We start from the raw sequence: 24,916 nt of genomic DNA, 5'->3' as shown, positions 1-24,916 counted from the left end.
GCCGCCATGAGCAAACGATACGCCATTTTGGGACCCGGTGAGGGCCCCAACTATGACTGGGAAAACGATCATACCTTTGTCAAAGTGTCCGGGAAGGACACGGATGGTGCCTATACGCTTATGGAAGACAATCTGAAGGCCAGCTTTGCGCTTGGCCTTCATCGCCACGACACCCATGCCGAGACATTCTATTTCCTTGAAGGTGAAGTGGACTTCTACGTTAACGGGGATTGGCACCGATGTGGCAAAGGAACCACGATGCATGTCCCGCCGGGGGTAGCCCATGCTTGCCGCGTGATCGGGAATGCGCCTGCTAAGATGCTGATGATCTTTCAACCATCGGGGTTTGACGGTTTTCTAGCGGAACTGGCAAAGATGAGCGAAACCGATTTCGCCGATGAGGCAAAGATGGCTGAGTTGAATGCCCGTTACGATATCGTGCCAATGGGACCAATCCCGCCTCACCCCGATGACGAGAGCTGAATGATGGCATCTCCTGCAACGATGTCCGGTGTCTACCTCACACGCCATGGTGGTCCAGAGGCGTTGGAATGGCGTGACGACATACCCATTCCCCAGCCCGGGCCGGGTCAGGTGCTTGTCCGGGTGGCTGCTGCCGGGGTCAACAATACAGATATCAATACGCGGGTGGGCTGGTATTCGTCGGATGTGACTGGCGCCACGGATGCGGTCGATCAAGAGGTCGAAGCAGGCGGTTGGGGCGGGGCCCTGCAGTTCCCGCGTGTTCAGGGCGGTGATCTGTGCGGTATCGTCGAGGCCGTTGGAACAGGTAGTTCATTCGAACATGGGCAGCGCGTGACGTGCCCAATCAACCTGCCACGCCCAAGGCCCGGTAACCCGCATGGATTTATCGCACTGGGTTCAGAAATCGACGGGGCGTTCGCGCAATACTGTCTGGTTGAGGCAGATGACCTTTACGATGTGTCCGCGTCGCCCCTGACGGACGTGGAAATCGCTGCAATTCCCTGCGCATTCGGGACGGCCGAGAACCTGTTGACACGGGCTGGCGTCACCGCCGGGCACAAGGTCTTGATCACTGGCGCGTCGGGAGGTGTTGGCTTGGCGGCGGTACAACTGGCGGCTTTGCGCGGTGCGTCCGTCTGCGGTGTGACCGGTGCGGCCAAAGCAGATGCGGTCAAATCACAAGGTGCTGTTTCGACTTTCGAACGCGACGCTTCCATCCCAAAGGACATGTTCGATGCCGTGATAGATGTGGTTGGTGGTGCCGCTTGGTCCGGCCTGATCCTCGCACTGAAGCCGGGCGGTCATTATGCCGTCTCCGGCGCCATTGGCGGTCCGATCGTCGAGGCCGATCTGCGCGATATCTATCTGCGCGACATCACCATTCACGGCTGCACTCATCAGTCGCCTGAGGTTTTTGGTCGCTTGGTTGAGTTGATGAACGAAGGGCGGATCAAGCCATTGATTTCACGCACCTACCCCCTGAAGGACATTGCCAAGGCGCAAGAGGATTTCCTATCCAAAACGTTGCCGGGAAAGATGGTTCTAATCCCCTGAGGAGTCGTAAGATGGCAGATATTACTCTTTTGGATGGCTCGGTTGGGCAAGAACTGGTCAAGTGCAGCGGCGACAGCCCGACGCCTTTGTGGTCGACCAAAGTCATGATGGACCATCCCGAGTTGGTCCAGGCCGTCCATGCCGAATACTTCCGTCGTGGCGCAACAATTGCGACAGCCAATACCTATGCGATCCACCGCTCGAGACTGGTGCGTGAAGGGCTGGAGGATCAGCTGGAAGTGTTGGTCGAAACCGCCGTGTCGCAGGCTCGGGCAGCCCGCCCGGATACACATGCCCGCATTGCCGGTGCTCTTGGGCCTTTGCTGGCGTCATATCGCCCAGACTTGAATCCCGATCCCGTGGACGCCGCCGAAAAATTCGCCGAATTGGTTGGGTTGATGGAGGGTGGCGTCGATCTGTTTCTAATTGAAACAGTTTCTTCAGTGCTTGAAGCCGAAGGTGCAATGCGAGGCACTGCAACGTCCGCAAAACCAGTTTGGTTGGCGCTGTCGGTCATGGATGAGGATGGCACACGTTTGCGTTCCGGTGAGTCGCTTGGCGACATCGCGCCGCTTGTTGAACGATATCGGCCGGATGCTGTGCTGATCAATTGCTCGCGGCCCGAGGCCGTTCCGGCTGCCTTGCAGATCCTTGCGGGGATGGGACTGCCGTTTGGTGCTTATGCCAATGGGTTCACGCATATCTCCTCAGGGTTCCTGGAAGATGCGCCAACTGTCGACAGTTTGGATCAGCGACAGGACCTTGACCCGGACGCATACGCAGAACATGTCATGGCATGGATCGCTCAAGGCGCGACCATTGTCGGCGGGTGTTGCGAGATTGGTCCTGATCATATCGAGGTTTTGTCCAAAAAGCTTCGATTAGCCGGGCATCGGATCGTCTGAGGAAGGCACATGGCAGCCAAAACATCCCCCAATGGTTCCGAGCAAACTCAGGAAACCTGGAGCTTCGACATTCTGGTCGCACCGGGTTTTGTGTTGCTGGAAGTGGCGTCACTGGTGGATGTATTGCGTCTGGCAAACCGGGTCTGCGCTGCGCCCCCGTTCAGATACGCGTACCGGTCCCTGCGGGGCGGTTCGGTGGCCAGCAGCAGCGATGCCACGGTTTCAACTGAATGCGTGCCATCGCAGCCAAAGGCTGATTATCTGTTTGTTATCGGCAACTCGGACCCCGATCAGCCAGATCTGTCACTGGGGCGGATCGTTTCAGACTACACCTATCGTGGTGCCCAGGTTTTTTTGCTGGCCGAAGCCGCGAGCCGTTACATTGACGAACAAGGCACTGCCGATCTGGCAACCCATTGGGAAAATGCCTTTTTTCTTCGCGAACGTGGGGCAGGATTCGAGGCAAAGCTCTCGATTGCTACTGAACAGGGTGGCGTCGTGACCTGCGCAGGGATGGGCGCGACGGCGGACATCGCCTTGGCCGTAATAGGTCGGCATATCTCGGGACCTGCGAAGATGACGGTAGCCGATATCATGCTGCATGAGAACATCCGCGATTTCTCATCCATGCAGCCGTTTTCTGGCGCAAAAACAACCGCTACCGGGGATGCAAAGCTTGATCAGTGTATAAAGCTGATGCAGGCGAATATCGAAGATCCGATGCCAATTCACCAGATCGTTAAGGATTTGCACCTGTCGAACCGATCGCTGGAACGCAAATTCAAATCCTTCTTCGGCACGACCCCGAATAGCTTCTACCGAGAAATGCGATTGGCCAAAGCCAATAACCTACTGTTGAACACAACGATGAGCGTGCGGGAAATTGGGTTGGCTTGCGGTTTCACCAACGGGTTCTCGTCAGTCTACAAAAGCGTTTTTGGCATCACGCCGTTTGTGATGCGGCGGGAAAAACGACAAGCGTCTCAAAGGTGATTTTTGCCGACGCGCTGACGTTTTTGGTGGGTTTCCTGTCGATCTTTCATGTCATTCAGGATGAAACCTGACAAAGTGGAGTCGTCAGAATGGTTGATCTTCCTAACAAGGCCCGCGTGGTCATCATCGGTGGCGGCGTTATCGGATGCTCTGTCGCCTACCACTTGACCAAAAAAGGTTGGAACGATGTTGTGCTGCTGGAACGCAAGCAGCTGACCAGCGGCACAACCTGGCACGCTGCAGGTTTGATCGCCCAGCTGCGGGCGACTGCGAACATGACCAAACTGGCGAAATACAGTCAGGAACTCTATGGCGCGCTAGAGGAAGAAACGGGCGTGGCCACCGGGTTCAAACGGTGCGGATCGATCACCGTTGCCCTGACCGAAGAGCGCAAGGAAGAAATCTATCGTCAGGCCGCGATGGCCCGGGCTTTTGGTGTCGAGGTCGAAGAAATTTCCAACGCGCGTGTTGGCGAGTTGTATCCGCACTTGAATCTGGAAGACGTGAAAGGCGCGGTTTACCTGCCGCTCGACGGGCAGGGGGATCCAGCCAATATCGCGCTGGCCTTGGCCAAGGGCGCGCGGCAGCGGGGTGGGATTGTCAAAGAACGTGTGAAGGTCACCGACATCGTCAAAGATGGTCGCAATGTCACGGGTGTAGATTGGGTCGCGGATGATGGCAGCGCGTCGGGCCACATTGAATGTGATATGGTCGTCAACTGCGCCGGAATGTGGGGCCACGAAGTGGGTCGCATGGCCGGGGTGAACGTGCCGCTCCATGCGTGCGAGCACTTTTACATCGTGACCGAAGGGATCGATGGGCTGACGCAGCTGCCGGTGCTGCGCGTGCCGGATGAATGTGCTTACTACAAGGAAGACGCGGGAAAAATCCTGCTGGGTGCGTTTGAACCCAATGCCAAGCCCTGGGCGATGAAAGGCATTCCCGACAGTTTCGAGTTCGATCAGTTGCCCGAAGATTTTGACCACTTCGAGCCGATCCTCGAAGCGGCGTGTAACCGGATGCCGATGTTGGCCGAGGCGGGTATTCACACCTTCTTCAACGGGCCGGAATCCTTTACGCCGGACGATGCGTATCATTTGGGGCTGGCACCCGAGATGGACAATGTATGGGTTGCAGCTGGTTTCAATTCTATTGGTATCCAATCTGCTGGTGGCGCAGGAATGGCATTGGCTGAGTGGATGGATTCCGGTGAGAAGCCTTTCGATCTGGGCGATGTAGACGTCAGTCGAATGCAGCCGTTCCAGGGCAACAAGCAGTATCTATTCGAACGCTCGAAGGAAACGCTGGGTCTATTGTATGCCGATCACTATCCGTATCGCCAAAAAGCCACCGCGCGCGGTGTACGTCGGACCCCATTCCATCACCAGTTGATGGAACAGGGCGCCGTAATGGGCGAGCTAGCGGGTTGGGAACGGGCAAACTGGTTCGCCAATGAGGGCCAGGAGCGCGCGTATGAATACAGCTGGAAGCGCCAGAACTGGTTCGAGAATTCGGCTGCAGAGCATCGTGCGGTGCGTGAAAACGTGGGCATGTATGACATGTCTTCGTTCGGCAAAATTCGCGTCGAAGGACCGGATGCCGAGGCGTTCATGAACTACATTGGCGGCGGCGATTACTCGGTGGCCAACGGCAAGATCGTCTACACCCAATTCCTCAATCGATTAGGAGGGATTGAGGCAGATGTGACCGTGACCCGTCTGACTGAAACGTGTTACTTAGTCGTCACTCCAGCGGCGACCCGATTGGCCGACCAGACTTGGATGATGCGCCACGCCGGAGGCTTCAACGTCGTTATCACTGACGTAACGGCAGGCGAAGGCGTTCTGGCTGTTATGGGCCCCAATGCGCGGGCGTTATTGGAAACAGTCTCGCCCGCTGATTTCTCGAATATCACAAACCCCTTTGGCACAGCACAAGAGATCGAGATCGGCATGGGTTTGGCCCGCGTGCATCGCGTTACCTATGTGGGCGAGCTTGGTTGGGAAATCTACGTGTCTTCCGACATGGCAGGTCATGTTTTTGAAACGCTTCACGAGGCAGGCCAGGACTTGGGGCTGAAGCTGTGCGGGATGCATATGATGGACAGTTGCAGGATCGAAAAGGGCTTCCGCCATTTTGGCCATGACATTACGTGCGAGGATCACGTGGTCGATGCCGGGCTTGGTTTTGCAGTCAAAGTCGATAAGGGCAGTGACTTCATCGGGCGTGAGGCCGTGATTGCGCGCAAGGAAAGCGGGCCCAAGAACCGTTTGGTGCAGTTCAAGCTGACCGACGCCGAGCCGCTGTTGTTCCATAACGAACCCATTGTGCGGGATGGCGAATATGTGGGTTATCTCAGCTCGGGCAACTACGGCCATACTCTGGGTGGCGCGATTGGCCTTGGCTATGTGCCTTGCGCAGGTGAGAAACCTGCTGATGTGTTGGCGTCGACCTACGAGATCGATGTCTGCGGCGTAAAGGTCAAAGCCGAAGCGTCGCTGAAGCCGATGTATGATCCGAAATCAGAACGCGTGAAGGTCTAACAAAACGCAATGACGAACTGGTCGAGGCGTGTATGCGCCTCGATTCCTCTGGATGCGCTAGTCTGCCAAGGACCCATCACATTTCTTGATGTCCGACTTCACGGATTTCACAGTTCCCAACAGGCGCTGATCTGCCGTAAAGGTCTTTGGTATCAACCGGAGACCCACAATGGCCAACTTGCCGAAACAGCCTCAGAACGAGGACACGCCAAAGGGCTTGGTCTTGGCTGTAACCGCTTATGTGCTGTGGGGTTTTCTGCCAATCTATATGAAAGCGATGGAACATATCGGACCGGTTGAGGTCGTGGCCCATCGCATCATCTGGTCGGTTCCTATCGCAGGATTGCTGTTGGTCGCCCTTGGCCGTACACGGGATATCAAAGCTGCTATCAGGAACCCGGGCATGCTCGGCATGGCCGCTTTGACGGCAATGTTGATATCTGTGAATTGGGCGATTTATGTCTGGGCAATCACGTCAGGGCACGCGCTGGACGCAGCACTAGGATACTATATCAACCCGCTGTTCAGCATCGCGCTGGGTGCGATCCTGCTGCGCGAGCCACTAAATCGCACACAATTGGTGGCAGTTGGCTTAGCGGCGCTTGGCGTTCTGGTGCTGGTGCTTGAGGCCGGGCGGTTGCCCTGGGCCGCGCTTGGTCTGATGTTTAGCTGGGGGTTCTATGCGTTTTTCAAACGCTCGCTTCCCATTGGTCCCAATCAGGGTTTTTTGTTGGAAGTTTTGATCCTTCTGATCCCGGCATTGGCTTATGTGACATGGTTAGGCGCGCAAGGCACTGGCCATTTCGGATCGGTTGCGACAGACACGATGCTACTGGCAGGTGCCGGTATCGTGACCGCGGTTCCGTTGTTGGTTTATGCTAATGGGGCAAAGCTAGTGCGCCTGTCCACAATGGGCATTCTTCAATACATCGCCCCGACCATGATTTTTGTTACAGCAGTCGCTGTTTTCGGCGAACAAATTGACCGGGGTCGCATGATTGCATTCCCGTTAATCTGGTCGGCCCTCGTGGTCTACTCAATCCCGATGATCCGGCAAGCCCGAGCTCAGACCTGAAGCAGTAGGCGCGCCGCCTCTTCAGCCCAGAGCGCATACGTTTTTGGACTAGGGTGATACCCGTCGGGAGCCGCCAGTGCCGGGTCATCCGGCAGGTCCAGCGTCAGGTGCCGAACTTGGGGGCAGGCGTCGGCGACCTGCCGCAGCCCGTGATCCAACCGCGCAGCCTGACGCCCGAGAACCCAAGCCAACGGCTGCGGTAAGGCGGGGAACCGACCCATCTGCGGTACGGCTGTCACGACAACCCGACGTGCGCCGAAGGTACCTGTCAGGACATCTACAAGCCGGGTTTGCCGTTCGACAAACTGCTTGCGTGTCACGGCGCGGGTTACATCGTTCACGCCAAGCGCAGTCACCACGACATCGAACCGGCCCTGAAGTGATTGCAGGCGGTTGATCGCGTCCTCGGTCGTATGGCCCGTCGTGGCCTCGAGGCGCCATTCGACTGAATGGTGTTTGGCGAGTTTTCCCACCAAATGCCCCGACAGGGCCTGCGCCTGCGTCCCCGCGCCAACCCCAGCTGCCGAACTGTCGCCTGCGATCAACAAACGCAGGCGAGGTCCACGACCTGCGCGCCCTTCCCTTGGGCCTTTTGGTTCTGGCAGCAACTGTGCCTTGCGCCGCACGGACAGGCCTTGCGCGGCAAGCACGGGCAATAGTGGCCAGCGCAGAATCTGATCGGTATCAATTCGAGCGGGCATGATCAGCTCAGGGCGTTTTTGAATTCCAGAAACCGGACATCGGTCATCACACGCGCCATCATCGCTTCGCGCAATGCACCGATGGTTTTGTAGGGTCGCATGACAACCTCAAAGGTCTGCACAAGGCCGTCGTCGTTCAACGTGATCAGGTCTGCACCAACGGCATCCAGATCGCCGACCTTGCACTGAAACTCCAGTGCCCAGTCTTTCCCCTGACCCATAATACGGCGATAGCTGAAGTCCGAGAAGACCTGTCCAACATGGCCCAACACGGCCGCGACTGGTGCGCGGCCTGTCCAAGTGCTGTAATATGTTGGCGGCATGAACCGGACATCTTCGGCCAGAAGCTCTGAAATCAGCGATTCGTCGCCTTTGGCAACAACCTCTTGCAGTCGTTCGATGGTCGGGTGCATGGCCTCTCCTTTGTCGCTGGAACGAGAGTTGCCGAAGGTCAGCCGACAGGCAAGGACGACGTTGCGAGAGGTGGCGGGCTGCGATAGGCAGGCGCCCATGAGCGAGACCTATAGCCCCCCTCAAACGCCGCTGGACGTGTTGCACGAAGATGCGCAGTTGATCGTAGTGAACAAACCGCCGGGCTTGTTGTCAGTGCCAGGGCGCGGAGAGCATCTGGCGGATTGTCTGCTGGCACGGGTTCAGGCATCGTTTCCCCAGGCATTGCTGGTGCACAGGTTGGATCGGGATACATCCGGCGTGATGGTTTTCGCCCAAACGCCACATGCGCAACGGCATCTGGGCCTGCAGTTTGAAAAGCGCCAGACCCGGAAGACCTATGTCGCGCGTGTCTGGGGGATTGTTGAGCCCAAGGTCGGCACGGTGGACCTGCCGTTGATCGTGGATTGGCCCAACCGTCCGCGTCAGATGGTTTGTCACGAAACCGGAAAACCGGCGGTCACGGATTGGCGCGTTGTTAAGCACGAAGCCGACACCACTCGCATCCGTTTGTTTCCCAAGACGGGCAGGTCGCATCAGTTGCGGGTTCATATGCTGGCATCGGGGCACCCGATTCTGGGCGACCCGTTCTATGCCGAAGGTGCGGCCCGTGATTTCCCGCGCTTGATGCTGCATTCCGAGGAATTGCGCCTGAAACACCCGGAAGGTGGGGTGTCTATGAAATTCAGGGCCGCGCCCGCGTTCTGAGGTCAGGCCGTGCTGCCCCAAAGGGATTTCAGGTTGCCCAATGAAAACCGCTTAATGCGTATTTTGGGCTTAACCGATTTTTTCTGACGGGCTGCCATAAACTCGCGTTCAATCTCATACGCGCGCAGCGAATGCTCCTGAGACCAGCGGCCAAGTTTCAAGCTCATCATGACGTGGTTGTCGTAGTAAGACATCTTTCGATCCTTTCTTCAGCTCTTAGAAAGTCTCGCGCATCACTCCTGACACATCCCTGTCAGGGGGGTGTGCTAGTGTGTCAGCAGATCGCAAGGAGTAAGACATGCGCCGCTCGACCCGATTGTTTGAAATCATCCAGATTCTTCGCGCGGCTGGTGCACCGGTAACGGCCGAAATGTTGGCGGAAAAACTAGAGGTTTCGGTACGCACGGTCTATCGGGACATCGCGGAATTACAGGCCCAGCGGACACCTATCGAAGGCGAGGCGGGTGTCGGATATCTGATGCGGCGCGGCTATGATCTGCCACCGCTGAATTTCGACTCTGAAGAGGTCGAGGCACTTTGGGTCGGTCTGTCCATGCTGGCGCGTACCGGCGACAGCCAGCTGCAGCAGGCAGCCCGGCGCATTTGCAGGAAGATCGATGCGCTACACGCCCCCAGAGACTGGTTGCAAGTCGCGCCGTGGGGCACACCTACCGATGACCCCGCGAAAGGCTGTGTGCCGATTGCCAATTATCGTGAGGCTATCCGGGCCGAACAGAAACTGCGGATTACCTATGTGAGTGCGGAGGGCGAGCGCACAACCCGTGTCGTTCGACCGGTCGCGCTGATCTACCACATCGAGTGCACAATGCTGGCTGGATGGTGCGAGCTGCGCAATGGGTTTCGTCATTTCCGTACAGACCGCATCTGGGTCAGCGAAAGCGCTGACGAGAGTTTTTGTGGACAAGGTGAAGCGTTGCGGGATCTGTGGCAGGAGCAGGACCTTTGGGACAGCACTGCCGAAACCGTGTGAAAACGCGCATTTGGCGAGTATTTGCCGATATCACCGTTTTGTAGCTTGAGGCTGCGCATACGCGCCGTGCTATACTGCACCAAATGAGGCAAGCCCTTACAGTGGGTGCCAGAGCAGAAGGTGAAACTATGACGATTTCCAAGTTTGTTGTGTCCGTAGGGCTGTGTTCAGCGCTTGCGCTAGGTGCGTGTACCGATCCAGGCACGTTGAATGTCCAAAACGACCCGAACCAGAACGCCAAGCAGGGTGCTCTGATTGGCGGTTTGATCGGTGCAGGTGTAGGCGCTATCGCAAACGACTCGGATCCGCTTCTGGGGGCGGTCGCAGGTGGTGCCATTGGTGCCGCGGGCGGTGGCGTGATCGGCAATCAGCTGGATCGTCAGGCGGCGGAACTGCGCCAGCAACTGGCCAATGACGGCATCACTATCGTGAACGCAGGCGACCGTCTGATTGTCACTGTGCCGAATGACATCACCTTTGACACCGACAGCTCGACCGTGCGCCCGGCGCTGCGGTCCGATCTGGTGAAAGTGGGTCAGAACCTCGTAAATTACCCGAATTCCAACGTGCAGATCATCGGTCATACCGACAGTGATGGGGATGCGAGCTATAATCAGGGTCTGTCAGTGCGTCGGGCGAATGCCGTGGCCGATATCCTGCAAGCCAACGGTGTCAGCTACAATCGCATTCGCACCATCGGACAGGGCGAAAACAATCCGGTGGCGTCGAACCTGACACCTCAGGGCAAGGCACAGAACCGTCGGGTCGAGATCATCGTCATTCCCAGCGGCAACGCCTGATCCTTGACAAAAGTCCTAAACAGGGTCGCCTGAGGGCGGCCCTGGCGTTGCGCAACAATTGTGCGCAAAACGGGGTTTGGAACCGGGTGAACTCGGTCTAACTATTGGAAAACAACGAAACGGAGTTTTCCTTGATGTCCGAACCGATCCTTCTGGGCCTTTCCGGGTCGCTGCGCCAAAGCGCCACCAACCGCAAACTTCTGCGCGAAGCAGCCCGATTGTTCGATCCTGCCAGTTTTGTCGAAGCAGATTTGAACCTGCCCCTTTACGATGGCGACCTGGAGGAAGGCGAAGGCATACCAACCGGGGTCCAAACACTTTCGGACCAGATCGCGCAGGCGGATGCGATTATCGTTTCGACCCCTGAATATAACAAGGGCCCTTCTGGCGTTCTGAAAAATGCGCTGGATTGGGTGAGTCGAACACAAGGCAATCCGTGGGCAAACAAACCGGTTGCGGTGATGTCTGCTGCGGCAGGTCGCGCTGGTGGGGAACGGGCGCAAATGATTCTTCGCGCGTATATGGTGCCGTTCCAACCGCGCATCCTTCAGGGGCCGGAAATTCATCTGGCCAACAGCTCGAACGAGTTTGACGAACAGGGAAAACTGACATCCGAGCGGTATGAGAAAATGCTGCACACGCTAATGCAGAAGCTACGCGCCGAGATTGGCATTTAAGTCAACGCTGTTAGCATGATCGACGATATCCAGTTTGACAGAATGGATCCCGCCCGCGCCGCCGCTTTTCAGGTGGCGCTGGGCCGGGTGCCGACAATTGTTGACGGATCGTATCTGCCGCCGTTTTTTCACCAGATGTACTTCTGGACGCCGTGCTCACCTGCCGAACTGGGGCGCGATGGGCACCCTAAGGTCGGTCTTGGTCCGATTCCCGATATGGGACTGCCGCGCCGGATGTGGGCCGGTGGGCGTCTGGAGTTTCATGCGCCCATACGGGCAGGTGTCGAGGCAGAACGCAGATCGGTGCTAGACTCGAAAACTTCTAAGATCGGGCGGTCCGGGCCGCTTGGTTTTGTGACTTTGCGGCATGAGATTTGGCAAGAGGGTACGCATTGCCTGACCGAACGGCAGGACCTCGTGTATCGCGAAGACCCCTCGGCAACAGCGGTTGAGCCGCTGGCACCTGCGGCCCGAACAGATGAGACGGACCAACGCGAGGTTGGGTTCGATTCAACTCTGCTGTTTCGGTATTCGGCTTTGACGTTCAACGGTCACCGCATCCATTATGATCTGGACTATGCGAGGGATGTTGAAGGCTATGCAGGGCTGGTCGTGCATGGCCCTTTACTAGCGCAACTGTTAATGATGTTTGCCGAAGAGCTGATGGGTAACCTGACCAAGTTTTCCTTCCGTGCGTCATCACCCTTGATGCATTTCGAAACTGCCACGCTGTGCCGCAATGGGCCGGATCTTTGGGTGCGTGGGTCAGACGGGCGGTCCTGTATGCAGGCGGTTGCTTTGACTGCCCCCGGCTAGGCGGGGTCGGTCTTTGGCTATCACAAAGACGCGTCGGGCCGGAAATCTTTGGGAATGGTGTCGCGGTCTTCAAGAATTAGATCAGCCATGACATCGGCCACTTTGGGGGCCATGCCAAAACCGATCTTGAACCCCCCGTTGGCGATGAATTGTCCCTGATGCAAGGGATGGGCCCCCAGCATCGGTGCCCGGCTTTTGCTGCGGGGGCGAACTCCGGCCCAACGCTCAATCACCTCGGCGCCGTGCAGGACAGGAACGGCGCGCGTGGCGCGCTCAATCACGTCGTCCAAAGCGCTATCGGTACTGGTTGGGTCGTCATAGTCCCGCTCGGACGTGGATCCGATGGCCAGTGTTCCGTCCGCATGCGGCACCATGTGGACCGTATCGGCAAAGAGTTGCGGCGCTACACCTGCATCAAACCGCAGCAGCGCCGCTTGGCCCTTGACGCCGTTGCCGACGGTCTTGCCAAAGGCCTCGTTCAGTTCTTGTAGCCCGGCAAGCCCGGTTGCATGCACAACGCGGCCTTGGTCAGGGGCCTTGGTCAGGATCCCCACGCCCATCACGGACAAGGCGGCAACCAGCGCTGCACAGGCACGGCGGGGATGTATGCGCGCTGTCAGAGTATCGTGGATAACATAGCCTGTTGGGCTGGGTGGGCACCATGAACCGGCTTGTGCTATTTCGATAACGCGCCATTCTGCACGACCTTGCCACAGCTCCTCAGCTGATATCTGGCGTTGGCGGGCCAAGTTCAGGGTATGTTGATCAGGGATGGGCTGGATGCGCCCCAGGCGACCATAACCAGCTGATACTCCACCAGTTGATTCAACCTGGGTCCAGAACGGTTCGGCCATGATCAGGCTTTGGAACTGAAAAGCCTTCTTGGCGTTCCAGTTTTCGGGCACATGCGGGGCCAAGGCGCCGACCAGACCTCCGCTTGACCCGGCGCCTGGGCCAAAGGGGTCGACAACCTGAACCTTCGCACCACGTCGGGCGCAGGTCCATGCGATGGACAAGCCAAAAATCCCTGCGCCGCGCACCGTCACATCGACCATTGCCAATTCCCTTATCCTTGTTCAGTGTCGCGCCGCTTAGCTACAGGATTCCCGAATGGCAGACCAGCGCGCCCAGCTGACGTGGACGGATGATCAGATTCCGGTCTCGGATCGTTTTGATGACCCGTACTACTCACTGCACAACGGCTTGGAAGAAACCCGCCATGTATTTCTGGCGGGCAATGATCTGCCCGTGCGTTTCGCCCCTGGGTTTCACATTGCAGAACTTGGTTTTGGCACCGGTCTGAACATGTTGACCGTTTGGTCCGAGTGGGAGAGATCGGGGCAAACCAGCCCGCTGTACTTTAGCAGTTTCGAAGCCTTTCCCATGGCGTCCGCAGACATGCGGCGCGCTTTGGCTGGGTTCCCTGAATTGCAGCCATGGAGCGATCGGTTCCTAACGCATTGGGATGGTCACAAGTGCCAGCTTGAAACCCTGCAGCTTGAAGTGATCCAAGGGGATGCGCGAGCGACATTGCCCGCTTGGACCGGGATGGCAGATGCGTGGTTTCTTGACGGGTTTTCCCCGGCGAAAAACCCGGAGTTGTGGGGCGCAGAGTTGATGCAGGACGTCGCCCAACACACCGCACCAGGAGGTACAGCGGCTACCTACACCGCCGCAGGTTTTGTACGGCGAGGTTTGCAAGAGGCCGGTTTTCAGGTCACGCGAACATCCGGCTTTGGCCACAAGCGGCATATGACGCGGGCTGTCAAACTATGACACAGCAAAACAATGCCCGTGCAGGCATCGCGCTGATGATTGCTGCGACGATTGTGTTTGCCTTGCAGGATGGCATCTCGCGCCATCTGGCCGGGACCTACAACACATATATGGTCGTGATGATCCGCTATTGGTTCTTCGCGGCGTTTGTCATTGCGCTGGCGGCTCGGGCACCCGGTGGATTGAAGGCAGCAACCCAAACCAACCAGCTGGGTCTTCAGGTGTTTCGCGGCGTTCTGTTGGCGGCCGAGATCTGCGTGGCCGTGTTCAGTTTCACGATCCTGGGTCTGATCGACTCCATGGCCGTTTTTATCTGCTACCCCCTTTTGATTGCTGCGTTGAGTGGCCCGGTGTTAGGCGAAAAAGTTGGGTGGCGGCGCTGGGCCGCCATCGGCGTTGGATGCGTGGGTGTTCTGATCATTTTGCAGCCTGGCGTCGGCGTCTTTAACCCGTGGGCCATTGTCCCGTTGATTTCAGCGCTGATGTTTGCGCTCTACGGGCTTTTGACCCGATATGCGGCACGTCAGGACAGCACCGCCACCAGTTTCTTCTGGACTGGTGTTGCGGGCGCAGTGGCGATGACATTGGTCGGCATGTGGTTCTGGGAACCCATGGCCAGAGGCGATTGGATCTGGATGGCGGTGCTTTGCGTCAGCGGCGTGTTGGGACACTGGCTACTGATCAAATGCTATGAGATGGCCGAGGCCAGCGCCGTGCAGCCTTTCGCCTATTTCCACCTGGTCTGGGGCGCAATTCTTGGAATCACCATCTTTGGCGAAGCGTTGCGCCCCGAGGTTGTCACAGGTGCATCGATTGTCGTTGCCGCAGGGCTGTTCACGTTATGGCGCGAACGCCGCCAGAGTTGAGCCAACCAATTCCTGCGAGAAGGGAACTGGCAGCGCCGGCTGGCCCAGACGTGCGCGGTACACCGGCAGGCTTTCCGCCACGCGCATCACATAGTTGCGGGTTTCGCTGAACGGGATGGTCTCAATCCAGTCGACCATGTCTATGTCGCCGGCGCGCGGGTCTCCGTAGCGGGCCATCCAGGATATTGGTCGCCTGGGTCCGGCATTATAGCCAGCGGACATCATCACGATATTGCCGTTGAAATCAGCGGCCAGCCCGGACAGGTAGTTGGCCCCTAGCTTTGCGTTATATTGCCAGTCCGACGTCAACCGACCGGTCTGATGTCCGCTGAGGATCCCGAGTTCCCGCGCGACCAGCTTCGCAGTCGCGGGCATCACCTGCATCAAACCGCGCGCACCCGCACCACTGACCACAACCGGATCAAATTCGCTTTCACGGCGGGCGATGGCCAAGGTCATTTCCTTCGCCATTGGTAGCCCCATGTCAGCAACCGGGTGCACGGGGTAGTAGGCGGCAGGCAAAACAGTTCCGGTTGTTGCGGCGCGCTTGGCAATCATGACCGCAAGATGCGGCTCTTTTAGTTCTATGACCAAATCGCCCAATTGGGCAGCTTCTACGGAGTCCAGGTCTTCAACCAGATGAGTCAGAAAGCGTTCCGCCAAATTGTCCTCGCCAGCTTTCAGCAGCAACAACCCGGCCTCCAGAACGCTGGAATCGGCAAAACCAGCTTGCTTCCAATGTGGCGCACGGCGGGGTGTGGCCAATTCGGCATCAAAGGGTCGCCCTATTTGCTCGGCAGCCAGTAAACCATAGAAAGAGGTCTGATAGTCAGCGCCCTTGGCGTAAGCGTCATACGCTTTCTCGGCATCCCCTGACGCAGCATAGGCGCGTCCCAGCCAGTACCCACCACGACCTTTTGAGATAGGTGACTTCACCGCGCCCGTGAAATTCTGGAAATGCCGGGCGGCCGTTGCAGGATCGTTGAGCTTACGCAGTGCGAGAAATCCGGACAGCCATTCAAGGTCGGCATAGCCATACCCCATCTCGGGGGTCATGTGGTGGTTTGCGGCAATTCTGTACGCGCGCGACGGGTCACCGTTGCGCATTTCAAGGCGGGCCAGCCTGCGCCGCCCTTCCGCCCATTTGTCCGGCTCGCCCAATGCGTCTGGGTCAGTGGAACGGGCCAGCATCAGGTCAATTGCGCTGTCGTCAAGTTCTTTGCGGTCGCGCCATACAAACCGGTCAAACGCAAGGCCTGCGGACCCGGTCAGAGATTTTGGAACCGCCGCGACCTTGCCATCCACACCCGGCTGGCGTTTTTGCAGGGCGATACGCGCCTCGGCCAGCTTGCGATCATCATCGCTGACCAGGGGTAGCATCCGGTCGGCGCTGATAAGATGGCCGTCCCACAGCAGTCGGTCCAGCCGCGCCGCATGATGGGGCTTGAGCAGCTTGCCGAAATTCTCCAGATAGTCTTTTTGCAGCCCAGAACCCATGGGCATCGTGCGCCATGCGGTCACGATATCTGCCTCGGCGTCACCTTGCCGACCCTTGGCCATCAACGCGACGGCATAGTTCAACGCGCCTTCTGCAGTTTGCGGCGGAACCTCGGCATAGAACTTAAGCGCCCGATTGGGATCTGCGCCTGTAAATGATGGCTCGCTTTCGCGGCGCAGCCAGGCGAGGCCCGGCCAATCCGGGCGGCGCTCGAGAAACACGAGAACATCGCCCGAGCTGCCGAATCCTTCGCGCAACCAGTGCCAAACGATGATGTCTCGCGACACAGATCCACGTGCCCCCGAAACCCGTAGCGCTTCGTTCCAGTCGCCTTTGCGCATTTCATGCAGACCGGCCCGCAAGTCTCCTGCCGTATTCGCCAGTGCCGAGACCGGCTGCAGCGCCAAAAACATAATCCCTGCTATCAACAGGGCTATAACGCGTGTCATCCCTTGCATTTCCCAACCAACCGAGGATAGAGCCTGTGAGGATAAACCTTGCGCCGCCGGGATCAACTCACAAAGCTAAAATCGTGATGGACCGGAGTGCGAAAATTGCAAACTGCACCCGAAGGAGCGTTTCATGTTCAAAGGCTCGATGCCAGCTCTCGTCACCCCGTTCCGCAACGGCGAGTTGGACTTGGATACGCTCAAACACTTGGTTGAGTGGCAAATCCAGGAAGGCTCCACTGGGCTGGTTCCTGTCGGCACCACTGGGGAAAGCCCAACGCTTAGCCATGAAGAGCATGAGACGGTGGTCGAAGAGGTTGTCAAAGCCGCCGCTGGACGCGTTCCGGTCATCGCCGGGGCAGGATCAAACAACACGGTCGAAGCCACCAGGTTTGTCCAGTTCGCCAAGACTGTTGGTGCCGCTGCGGCTTTGGTCGTGACGCCATATTACAACAAGCCGACCCAGCGCGGGTTGTTGGCGCATTTCACGACCCTGCACGAATGCGCGGACATTCCGATTATCATCTACAATATTCCCGGCCGTTCTATCATCGATATGTCGCCTGAGACGATGGGTGAGCTGGCTAAGCTGCCGCGCATCATCGGCGTCAAAGACGCGACCGGTGATCTGGCCCGTGTCAGCCAGCAACGCGCGACGTGTGGTCCCAATTTTTGTCAGTTGTCTGGCGAAGACGCGACGGCGCTTGGCTTCAATGCCCATGGTGGGGTTGGGTGCATCTCGGTCACGGCAAACGTCGCACCAAAACTTTGCGCAGAGTTCCAGCAGGCAACACTGGCCGGCGATTATGCGACCGCATTGAAGTATCAGGACCGACTGATGCCGCTGCACGAGGCGATCTTTATCGAACCCGGGCTTGTGGGCGCAAAATACGCGCTGAGCAAGCTTGGGCGTTGTAGCGAAGAGGTGCGCTCGCCACTGACCACGCTGGAAGACAGCACCAAGGTCGCCATCGACGCGGCGATGACGCACGCAGGGTTACTTTAACGTCAAACCTCTGGGCCTGTGCGTCGTGCAGGCCCTGTTAGGTCAGAAGTGCTTCAAGGTGCCGGGTCTTGTCGGGGTTGCGCACCATATAGATAGCTGTGATCTGGTCTGCTTCGACGTTGAGGGAAATCGCCTGTACGAAGCCTTTCGGGTCGCGACTAATGATCGAAGGTTGCCCGTTCAGTCTACACGTGACCCAGTCGACCCTTTGTTGAGCAGATGGCTTCCGCGCCAGCCCGGCAAAAAATCGAATGACCTTATCTTGTCCATAGATCGGATTCAGCGTCGCGATAACCTTGCCGCCACCGTCGGAATGTAATTGGACATCCTGCGCCAGCACTTCTGCCAGACCGTTGGTATCCCCGCTTTTGGCTGCTCTGAAGAAAGCGGTGGCAAGGTTTTCACCATGTTCGCGTGCGATCTTGGTTCGCGGTTTGGCCTGGTCGACATGTTTTCTTGCACGGCTGACCAATTGCCGGCATGAGCTTTGGCTGCGCTTTAGCGTTTCGGCCAGTTCGTCATAGGATTGGTCGAAGACGTCATGCAGAAGAAAAGCCGCGCGTTCCAGCGGGGACAGCCTTTCCAGCGCCATCAACAGTGCGATCGACACGTCCCGATCCAGCCGTTCTGTTGGATCCTCGGTTACCAGAGGTTCTGGCAGCCATTCACCGGGATAAGTTTCGCGAACAGCCTTTGACGCGCGCAAGTGGTCGAGACAGAGCCGCGTAACGATACGGATAAGGTACCCCGTCGTGTCACGCACAGTTTCGGGATCGACACGCCGCCAGCGCAGATAGGCATCCTGCACGATATCCTCAGCATCGCTGACAGTTCCGAGCATGCGATATGCAACCGCGAACAAGCGCGGCTGCAGAACGACGAAAACCTTATCGACGGGGACTTCTTCGTTGCGGGTCACGCCGCTGATGCCTTGCTGGACGTGGGGTGTGGTATCGCGAAGCCAATTGCGATGCGGTTCCAGGCGTTGATGGTTGTGATAACCAATGTCAGCGCCACTTGATCCTCCTCGGAAAACTGTGCCGCCATTGTCTGATACGTCGCTTCGGCAGCTCGGCTGGATTCAATCCTGGTAAGGCTTTCAGCCCAAGATAGCGCGGCGCGTTCGCGTCCGGAATATAACGACGATTCGTGCCACGCGTTCAGCAAGTGCAGCCGGTCCTCGCTCTCGCCATTTGCGCGGGCGTCATGGGTGTGCATGTGGATGCAATAGGCGCAGCCGTTGATCTGTGACACACGAAGCTTCACAAGTTCGATCAAACTGTGTTCCAACCCCGATGCTCTGAGACGCTCCTCCATGTCGAGCATGGGCTGCATCAAGGTTGGCGCAACGGAAAAATGATTGATGCGTGCGGACATTGAAATCTCCTGTTTATGAGTTGAACAGAAACAGGACGGGCCAGCGACTAGATTTGTGACATAATTGAAAAAAAAGAGCCTCTGTTTTGAGGCTCTTTTCAAAATTATCACCGTTTTCCGTAATACAGCCCGACAACATGTTCGGCTTGTGCAAAGAAAAGCCACCTGGAGACGACGACTCCAGCGATGTGAGAGAGGACGGCAAACAGTGCGAAAAGGTGTTTGATCACGATGCCGTCTACCGGAGCGATGATCAGCAGGATGGGCAGAACAAAGGCGAGAGCGAACGATATGATGCGCAGTTTTTGGGCGTGTTTGCGCCCGACGATATGAACGAATTCGCGCAGAAGGTAGTTTGTGCCGGTATGGGGCGGTTCAAAGGCGCGGACAGAGCCGCGATCACCAAGACCCGTTGCCGAACCCAGGTCGGTGCCCGCCCGCTGAAACGCTTTGTCCCCCATCGCCCAATAGATCAGTTGCACGACCCCGGCCACAGCCATCAGCTTGGGCGCAAGGCTTTCTGCACCCGCCAGCAAGGACCCGCCCGCGATGCTGAAGGTGATGAACATGGCGGGTGTCGCCCACATGTTCCAGCGCGGGATGGTTTTGAGCTGGGCATAGATCATCGAGGTCGTAAAGACCGTTGCGAGGCTGAGGATCGAGCCGAGAAGTCCGAGAAAAACCCAGCGCTGTCCTAGGAATATCACGCCAATGGCATAGAGCCCCATGACCAGCAGGGCGGCCACGGCGCAGATACCCTCGCGGCTTAGCCAGCTTGATTTCCATTGGCTGAACGCTTTCCACGCCCGTTCGGGATGGCCGAGGTGAAAGGTCGACGCCAGCAGGCCGCCGACAGCCAGACCAAAGGCGATCGCGAAGAACACAAATGCCGTGACGCCTGAGACGTCCGGGACACCGAACCCAAGGAAATACAGTAGCCCGAAGCCCAGACCAGAGAAGGTGGTGAAGATGATGACAGAAGGTGCCGGGTGCATCAGTTCGCTCCCCCGGGGACTTTATCGAGGGCTTTGTCGAGCCATCCCATGAAGCCCTTTGGTTCTTCCGCAACAGGGGCCAGCAGTGGTGCCAGAATATCGATCTGATCTTCAACAGTGTCTTTGGGGCGCGGCGGCAGGTATTTGTTGACCGGCTTCGTGCCCATCTCTGGCATCAGATCCATGCCTTCACGTTCCGCGACCAGTTTGCTGACATCGCTGTCGGGATCGCCCAGATCGCCAAAATGGCGTGCGCCTGCCGGGCAGGTGCGAACACAGGATGGAACCCGGTCCACTTCGGGCAGGTTTTCGTTGTAGATGCGATCGACGCAAAGCGTGCATTTCTTCATCACACCCTCGGCCATATCCAGTTCGCGGGCTCCGTAGGGGCAGGACCAGGCACACAGGCCACACCCGATGCAGTCGCTTTCATTGACCAGAACGATGCCATCCTCGACACGTTTATAACTGGCCCCGGTGGGGCAAACAGTAACGCAGGGCGCATCTTCGCAATGCAGGCAGGATTTGGGGAAGTGAACCAATTGGGCGTGGCCCTCGGCTGGCTGGACTTCATAAGAATGCACTCGGTTCAGGAAGGTACCCGAGGGGTCAGCGCCATAGGCGTCCTGATCGGACAAAGGCGCGCCATAGTTTTCGGTGTTCCAGCCTTTGCATGAGATAACGCAGGCATGGCAGCCCACACAGGTATCAAGGTCGATGACCAAACCCATCTTGCGGTCCGTGGATTGGGGGAGTTGGGTCATTTGCCTACCTTCCACGCAAGGTCTTTGGGGCCGGTTCCCACCGGTGATTTAATTGGATCAAACTCTGGTTGGCTTTCAGCATCGCCCGGGGGTTCTGATTTCTCGATCTTGACCTTTAGGTCGAACCACGCGGCCTGACCGGTGATCGGATCCGAATTGGCCCACCGCATCCCGTCGCCTTTGGGCGGCATCAACTCGTGGATCAGATGGTTCAGCAGGAACCCTTTGGTCGCCTCGGGCGCGTCGTCTTGCAGCGCCCAAGCACCCTTGCGCTTACCGATGGCGTTCCACGTCCAGACCGTATTGTCATTCAGCGCCGCCATTTCCATGACCGGAACAGTGATCTCTCCGTGCGGAGAGCTGACTTTGGCCCAATCGCCATCCTGCAGCCCGTGTTCCCGCATGAGTTTCGTTGGTACGTAAAGCGGGTTGCGCCCGTGCAACTGCCGCAGCCAGGCATTCTGTGTGCCCCAACTGTGATACATCGCCATGGGGCGTTGGGTCAGCGCGTTGATACTGTAACCTTCGTTGCCCTGCTGGTCTGTTTCGTACCAGATAGGTAGCGGATCCATCGTGTCTTGGATACGCTGACGCAGGTGATCCGGCGGTTGCCGGTCGCCATGGCCCTCGGCGGCCAGCTGGAACTTGCGCATGGGTTCGGAATAAAGCTGAAACAGGTAGGGCTGCGGGCTGTCATAGATGCCCATACCCACGGCCCAGTCCTGATAGGCCGTGTTCCAGGGTTTGTAATAGTCAGCCCCTTCCGGAATATGCGCGACATAGAAACCGCCATTCTCGATATAGCGGTTCAACTGGTCGGCATTGACTTCGCCACGGCCTTCTTTGTCACCGTCCGGGCCACGGAACCCGGCCAGTGGTCCGATACCCGGTCGACGTTCGTGATTAACGATATAGTCTGCGTAGTCTTTCCATTTTGGACTACCGTCCTCATTGGTAAAGCCGGGCAGACTCATGCGGTTGGCCAGTTCAATCAGCACGGATTGGAATCCTCGCACGTCACGATCGGGTTCGATCACCGGCCAACGGATGGCGTCGGCAGCTGCGTCGGCCTCGCAGATCGGACGATCCAGTAGCGAAATACAATCGTGTCGTTCAAGATACGTCGTGTCAGGCAGGATCAGGTCGGCATAGGCCACCATTTCTGACGAATACGCATCTGAATAGATGATGTTTGGTATGACGTATCTGCCGTCTTCGTTGCGGGCGGTCAGCATCTCCATCACGCCCTTGGTGTTCATCGAGGAATTCCAGGACATGTTGGCCATGTACATGAACAGCGTATCGATCTTGTACGGATCGCCTGCCGCGGCGTTGGAAATCACCATGTGCATCAACCCATGGGCCGACATCGGGTTTTCCCAGGTAAAGGCCTTGTCGATGCGCAGCGGCTGTCCGTCATCATCCAGCAACAGATCGTCGGGGCCACGTGGGAAGCCCAGATGCGGGCCATTCAGCGGGCGCCCAGGGCGGCGATCACCATGAGGTGTCGGGTGCGCCTCAACTGGTTTGGGATAGGGCGGTTTGAAGCGGAAGCCGCCCGGAACCTCGACCGTTCCCAACAAGATTTGAAGCACATGCAGCGCGCGACAGGTCTGAAATCCATTGGCGTGGGCTGAAATTCCGCGCATCGCATGAAAGCTGACAGGGCGACCGATCATTTTTGCGTGGGTTTCACCGCGGAAATCAGTCCACTCCTGATCCAGCTCAATGGCCTCGTCAAAGGCCACACGGGCGATTTCAGCGGCAATCGCGCGAATGCGTTTGGCTGGGATACCGCACCGTTCGGCCACGGCCTCGGGCGCGTGTTCATCCGAGAGGTACTTGTCCGCCATTAGGTGAAAGACGGGACGATGGGTAACACCATCTTTTTCGTAAGTAGCTGACAAATCCGGGCGAACACCGGGTTTGTCAAATGCAGTGGGTTTGCCGGTGTTGCGGTCAATCACTAGTGGCTTGCCGTCGTTATCGCGCAGAAACAGACCTTTTTCCGGGCCGTCCGCAGCATTCACAAGAATCGGCGCGTTGGTGTAGCGGCCGAGATAGTCCAGATCGATCTTGCCTGCCTTCATCAGCACATGGATCAGGGACAGGATGAACAAGCCATCGGTGCCGGGCGTGATGCCGACCCAGTCATCGGCCACAGCATTATACCCGGACCGTATCGGGTTGACCCCGATCACCCGCGCGCCACGCGCCTTGATCTTGCCGATGCCCATTTTGATCGGATTGCTGTCATGGTCCTCTGCCACGCCAAACAGCATGAACAGCTTTGTATGGTCCCAGTCGGGTTGACCGAACTCCCAGAACGCGCCGCCCATCGTGTAGATGCCGCCGGCAGCCATGTTGACGGAACAGAACCCGCCATGCGCCGCGTAGTTTGGCGTTCCGAAGTTCTGCGCCCAGAACGAAGTGAAGCTTTGGCTCTGATCCCGCCCGGTGAAAAACGCCAGTTTTTGCGGTGCAGTCTCGTGCAGCTCGTTCAACCAGCCTACCGCAGTGCTGATCGCTTCGTCCCATTCGATCTCGCGAAATTCACCCGATCCGCGTGGCCCGACCCGGCGCAATGGTTTGCGCAGGCGCGAAGGCGCGTTGACTTGCATGATCCCGGCGCTGCCCTTGGCACACAAGACGCCCTTGTTGACCGGGTGGTCGCGGTTGCCTTCGATATAGGCAACCTTGCCGTCTTTCATATGTACGTTGATGCCGCATCGACAGGCGCACATGTAACAGGTGGTTTTTCGGACCTCGTCCGAAACCTTCGGCGATGTGTCGATAACTGGCTGGTTCATGTACGTCCCTTTGGCTGTTGGTTCGATCCTTCCAGTATTTCGGTCAGAACAAAACCTTTATTGCTAGCTGGCTTTAATCGGATGCGTCCTGTGCTTTTGAGTGATGTGCCTGCACGGCAGTCACGGCAATCATATGCAATACATCCTCGGCCGAGCATCCACGCGACAGGTCGTTTGCGGGTTTTGCCAGACCCTGCAGGATTGGTCCGATTGCTTCGGCACCACCGATCCGTTGGGCGATTTTGTAGCCTAGATTGCCCGCATCGAGGTTTGGGAAGATAAAGACATTTGCTTCTCCGCGCAGTGGAGAATCCTTTGCCTTTTTCGCCGCCACTTCTGGAACGAAGGCGGCGTCGAACTGCAATTCACCATCAATCAAAAGGTCGGGATTTGCAGATTTCGCAATCTGTGTTGCCTCGATGACCTTTGAGGCCTTGGGGTGATTTGCACTGCCTCTGGTCGAAAACGACAGCATCGCAACCCTGGGCGTTTCGTGGGTCAAGGTCTGATAAGACTTGGCTGATGCTTGCGCGATCTCTGCCAGTTCCTGTTCATTCGGATCCACGACGAGGCCGCAATCGGCAAAGATATGCGCGCCCCGAACGGTATGATGGTCGCGGCAATAGAGCATCAGGAAAAAGCTGGAGACCATCGCGGCGTCAGGCGCTTTGCCAATGATTTGAAGCGCGGCCCGGACAGTGGCTGATGTTGTTTCAACCGCTCCGCCAACCGTTCCGTCTGCGAAACCTTCATGCACCAACATCGCGGCATAGTTCAGACGATTGCGGACTTGTTGCTGCGCTTGTTCAGGCGTCATGCCTTTGTGTTTGCGCAACTCATAAAGAGACACCGCAAATGCCCCCCAATGCGGAGAATCGTTGGGATCATGAATGTCTATTCCATCGACATCCGTCCCGCCCTGTTCTTCTAGCAAAGCAATGACCTTTGCCCGATCTCCAACAAGGATAATCTGGGCAATGTCTTCAGCGCGCGCCTTCAGAGCACCTTCAACAACGCGTGGATCATCGCCCTCAGCAAGGGCGATGATCTTGTCGGAACCGGTTTCAGTTCCGAGAATTGTACGCAGAGGTTTCACGCGCCTACGCTTGTATTTGAGGTGTCATGTCGTTTGCGTTGACGCCTGCGACTGCGACGGGTTTTTTCATGGCGTCGCGGC

The 24,916-nt window shown here is 57.5% G+C and carries 25 protein-coding genes; 14 read left to right on the top strand and 11 right to left on the bottom strand.

Features of this window, described 5'->3' with window-relative positions; genetic code table 11:
* Window positions 1-6: 6 nt before the first annotated feature.
* From Q1B21_RS07205 to rarD, 6 genes are all read left to right on the top strand, one after another.
* Window positions 7-483: a cupin domain-containing protein gene (locus Q1B21_RS07205; protein ID WP_299887651.1), complete on the top strand. Its 477-nt coding sequence runs from the start codon at window positions 7-9 to the stop codon at window positions 481-483.
* A 3-nt stretch (window positions 484-486) separates the two neighbouring features.
* Window positions 487-1,539, top strand: coding sequence for an alcohol dehydrogenase family protein (locus tag Q1B21_RS07200; protein WP_299888509.1), 1,053 nt, complete (start codon window positions 487-489; stop codon window positions 1,537-1,539).
* An 11-nt stretch (window positions 1,540-1,550) separates the two neighbouring features.
* Window positions 1,551-2,444: a homocysteine S-methyltransferase family protein gene (locus tag Q1B21_RS07195; RefSeq protein WP_299887648.1), complete on the top strand. Its 894-nt coding sequence runs from the start codon at window positions 1,551-1,553 to the stop codon at window positions 2,442-2,444.
* Window positions 2,445-2,453: 9 nt separating this feature from the next.
* Window positions 2,454-3,437 (top strand): GlxA family transcriptional regulator, encoded by a 984-nt coding sequence (locus Q1B21_RS07190; protein ID WP_299887646.1) that lies wholly within the window; start codon window positions 2,454-2,456, stop codon window positions 3,435-3,437.
* 89 nt (window positions 3,438-3,526) lie between these two features.
* On the top strand, window positions 3,527-5,980 hold the full coding sequence (locus Q1B21_RS07185) for an FAD-dependent oxidoreductase (RefSeq protein ID WP_299887644.1): 2,454 nt from the start codon (window positions 3,527-3,529) through the stop codon (window positions 5,978-5,980).
* 169 nt (window positions 5,981-6,149) lie between these two features.
* Complete coding sequence (gene rarD / locus Q1B21_RS07180) at window positions 6,150-7,055, top strand: EamA family transporter RarD (RefSeq protein WP_298937309.1); 906 nt, start codon at window positions 6,150-6,152, stop codon at window positions 7,053-7,055.
* Here rarD and Q1B21_RS07175 read toward each other — a convergent pair.
* Together Q1B21_RS07175 and Q1B21_RS07170 are read right to left on the bottom strand one after the other, a co-directional pair.
* Complete coding sequence (locus Q1B21_RS07175; RefSeq protein WP_299887641.1) at window positions 7,046-7,756, bottom strand: SGNH/GDSL hydrolase family protein; 711 nt, start codon at window positions 7,754-7,756, stop codon at window positions 7,046-7,048. The two genes, rarD and Q1B21_RS07175, sit on opposite strands and share 10 nt — an antisense overlap.
* Before the next feature lie 2 nt (window positions 7,757-7,758).
* Entirely contained in the window at window positions 7,759-8,169 is a 411-nt protein-coding gene (locus Q1B21_RS07170) for a nuclear transport factor 2 family protein (RefSeq protein WP_299887638.1), read from the bottom strand.
* A 97-nt stretch (window positions 8,170-8,266) separates the two neighbouring features.
* Between Q1B21_RS07170 and Q1B21_RS07165 the strand changes: the two genes are divergently transcribed.
* Entirely contained in the window at window positions 8,267-8,914 is a 648-nt protein-coding gene (locus Q1B21_RS07165; RefSeq protein ID WP_299887635.1) for an RluA family pseudouridine synthase, read from the top strand.
* Between the two features lie 2 nt (window positions 8,915-8,916).
* Here Q1B21_RS07165 and Q1B21_RS07160 read toward each other — a convergent pair whose 3' ends face one another.
* On the bottom strand, window positions 8,917-9,108 hold the full coding sequence (locus Q1B21_RS07160) for a hypothetical protein (RefSeq protein WP_299887632.1): 192 nt from the start codon (window positions 9,106-9,108) through the stop codon (window positions 8,917-8,919).
* Window positions 9,109-9,212: 104 nt separating this feature from the next.
* Between Q1B21_RS07160 and Q1B21_RS07155 the strand changes: the two genes are divergently transcribed.
* From Q1B21_RS07155 to Q1B21_RS07140, 4 genes are all read left to right on the top strand, one after another.
* The gene (locus tag Q1B21_RS07155; RefSeq protein ID WP_299887629.1) at window positions 9,213-9,905 is read left to right on the top strand and encodes a YafY family protein; all 693 of its coding nucleotides are present in this window, start codon (window positions 9,213-9,215) and stop codon (window positions 9,903-9,905) included.
* Window positions 9,906-10,033: 128 nt separating this feature from the next.
* The gene (locus Q1B21_RS07150; protein ID WP_298937303.1) at window positions 10,034-10,705 is read left to right on the top strand and encodes an OmpA family protein; all 672 of its coding nucleotides are present in this window, start codon (window positions 10,034-10,036) and stop codon (window positions 10,703-10,705) included.
* 134 nt (window positions 10,706-10,839) lie between these two features.
* Window positions 10,840-11,382, top strand: a complete 543-nt coding sequence (locus Q1B21_RS07145) for an NADPH-dependent FMN reductase (RefSeq protein ID WP_299887626.1) — start codon at window positions 10,840-10,842, stop codon at window positions 11,380-11,382.
* Between the two features lie 15 nt (window positions 11,383-11,397).
* Window positions 11,398-12,198 carry a MaoC family dehydratase N-terminal domain-containing protein gene (locus Q1B21_RS07140; protein ID WP_299887624.1) on the top strand — a complete coding sequence of 267 codons (801 nt, stop codon included), beginning with the start codon at window positions 11,398-11,400 and terminating at the stop codon, window positions 12,196-12,198.
* Between the two features lie 20 nt (window positions 12,199-12,218).
* Here the strand turns inward: Q1B21_RS07140 and Q1B21_RS07135 are convergent, their stop codons facing one another.
* A complete protein-coding gene (locus tag Q1B21_RS07135; RefSeq protein ID WP_299888505.1) occupies window positions 12,219-13,253 on the bottom strand; it encodes an FAD-binding oxidoreductase in 1,035 nt (344 codons plus the stop codon).
* A 55-nt stretch (window positions 13,254-13,308) separates the two neighbouring features.
* Between Q1B21_RS07135 and mnmD the strand changes: the two genes are divergently transcribed.
* Window positions 13,309-13,974 (top strand): tRNA (5-methylaminomethyl-2-thiouridine)(34)-methyltransferase MnmD, encoded by a 666-nt coding sequence (gene mnmD, locus Q1B21_RS07130; protein WP_299887621.1) that lies wholly within the window; start codon window positions 13,309-13,311, stop codon window positions 13,972-13,974.
* Window positions 13,971-14,840: a DMT family transporter gene (locus tag Q1B21_RS07125; RefSeq protein WP_298937298.1), complete on the top strand. Its 870-nt coding sequence runs from the start codon at window positions 13,971-13,973 to the stop codon at window positions 14,838-14,840. The genes mnmD and Q1B21_RS07125 overlap by 4 nt, the downstream gene beginning before the upstream one ends.
* Here Q1B21_RS07125 and Q1B21_RS07120 read toward each other — a convergent pair.
* Entirely contained in the window at window positions 14,814-16,787 is a 1,974-nt protein-coding gene (locus Q1B21_RS07120) for a lytic transglycosylase domain-containing protein (RefSeq protein WP_299887619.1), read from the bottom strand. The genes Q1B21_RS07125 and Q1B21_RS07120 overlap by 27 nt on opposite strands.
* A gap of 133 nt (window positions 16,788-16,920) precedes the next feature.
* Here Q1B21_RS07120 and dapA point away from each other — a divergent pair, with 133 nt between their 5' ends.
* Complete coding sequence (dapA, locus tag Q1B21_RS07115) at window positions 16,921-17,793, top strand: 4-hydroxy-tetrahydrodipicolinate synthase (RefSeq protein WP_299887616.1); 873 nt, start codon at window positions 16,921-16,923, stop codon at window positions 17,791-17,793.
* Between the two features lie 37 nt (window positions 17,794-17,830).
* On the opposite strand, the gene Q1B21_RS07110 is transcribed toward dapA, so the two are convergent.
* From Q1B21_RS07110 to pta, 6 genes are all read right to left on the bottom strand, one after another.
* Window positions 17,831-18,712, bottom strand: a complete 882-nt coding sequence (locus Q1B21_RS07110; protein ID WP_299887613.1) for a sigma-70 family RNA polymerase sigma factor — start codon at window positions 18,710-18,712, stop codon at window positions 17,831-17,833.
* Complete coding sequence (locus tag Q1B21_RS07105) at window positions 18,709-19,170, bottom strand: carboxymuconolactone decarboxylase family protein (RefSeq protein ID WP_299887611.1); 462 nt, start codon at window positions 19,168-19,170, stop codon at window positions 18,709-18,711. The genes Q1B21_RS07110 and Q1B21_RS07105 overlap by 4 nt, the downstream gene beginning before the upstream one ends.
* Before the next feature lie 107 nt (window positions 19,171-19,277).
* Entirely contained in the window at window positions 19,278-20,165 is an 888-nt protein-coding gene (locus Q1B21_RS07100) for a DmsC/YnfH family molybdoenzyme membrane anchor subunit (protein ID WP_299887609.1), read from the bottom strand.
* On the bottom strand, window positions 20,165-20,929 hold the full coding sequence (locus Q1B21_RS07095; protein WP_299082139.1) for a 4Fe-4S dicluster domain-containing protein: 765 nt from the start codon (window positions 20,927-20,929) through the stop codon (window positions 20,165-20,167). Before Q1B21_RS07095 ends, Q1B21_RS07100 begins: the two co-directional genes overlap by 1 nt.
* The gene (locus Q1B21_RS07090) at window positions 20,926-23,739 is read right to left on the bottom strand and encodes a molybdopterin oxidoreductase family protein (RefSeq protein ID WP_299887605.1); all 2,814 of its coding nucleotides are present in this window, start codon (window positions 23,737-23,739) and stop codon (window positions 20,926-20,928) included. The genes Q1B21_RS07095 and Q1B21_RS07090 overlap by 4 nt, the downstream gene beginning before the upstream one ends.
* Window positions 23,740-23,812: 73 nt before the next feature.
* On the bottom strand, window positions 23,813-24,835 hold the full coding sequence (gene pta, locus Q1B21_RS07085) for a phosphate acetyltransferase (RefSeq protein ID WP_299887603.1): 1,023 nt from the start codon (window positions 24,833-24,835) through the stop codon (window positions 23,813-23,815).
* Window positions 24,836-24,916 lie beyond the last annotated feature (81 nt).

The sequence above is a fragment of the uncultured Ruegeria sp. genome (genome assembly GCF_947504215.1).
In the GTDB taxonomy this organism is placed as follows: domain Bacteria; phylum Pseudomonadota; class Alphaproteobacteria; order Rhodobacterales; family Rhodobacteraceae; genus Ruegeria.
Note: the sequence above shows the minus strand (reverse complement) of the source record. Positions and strands in the feature narration are given on the sequence as shown.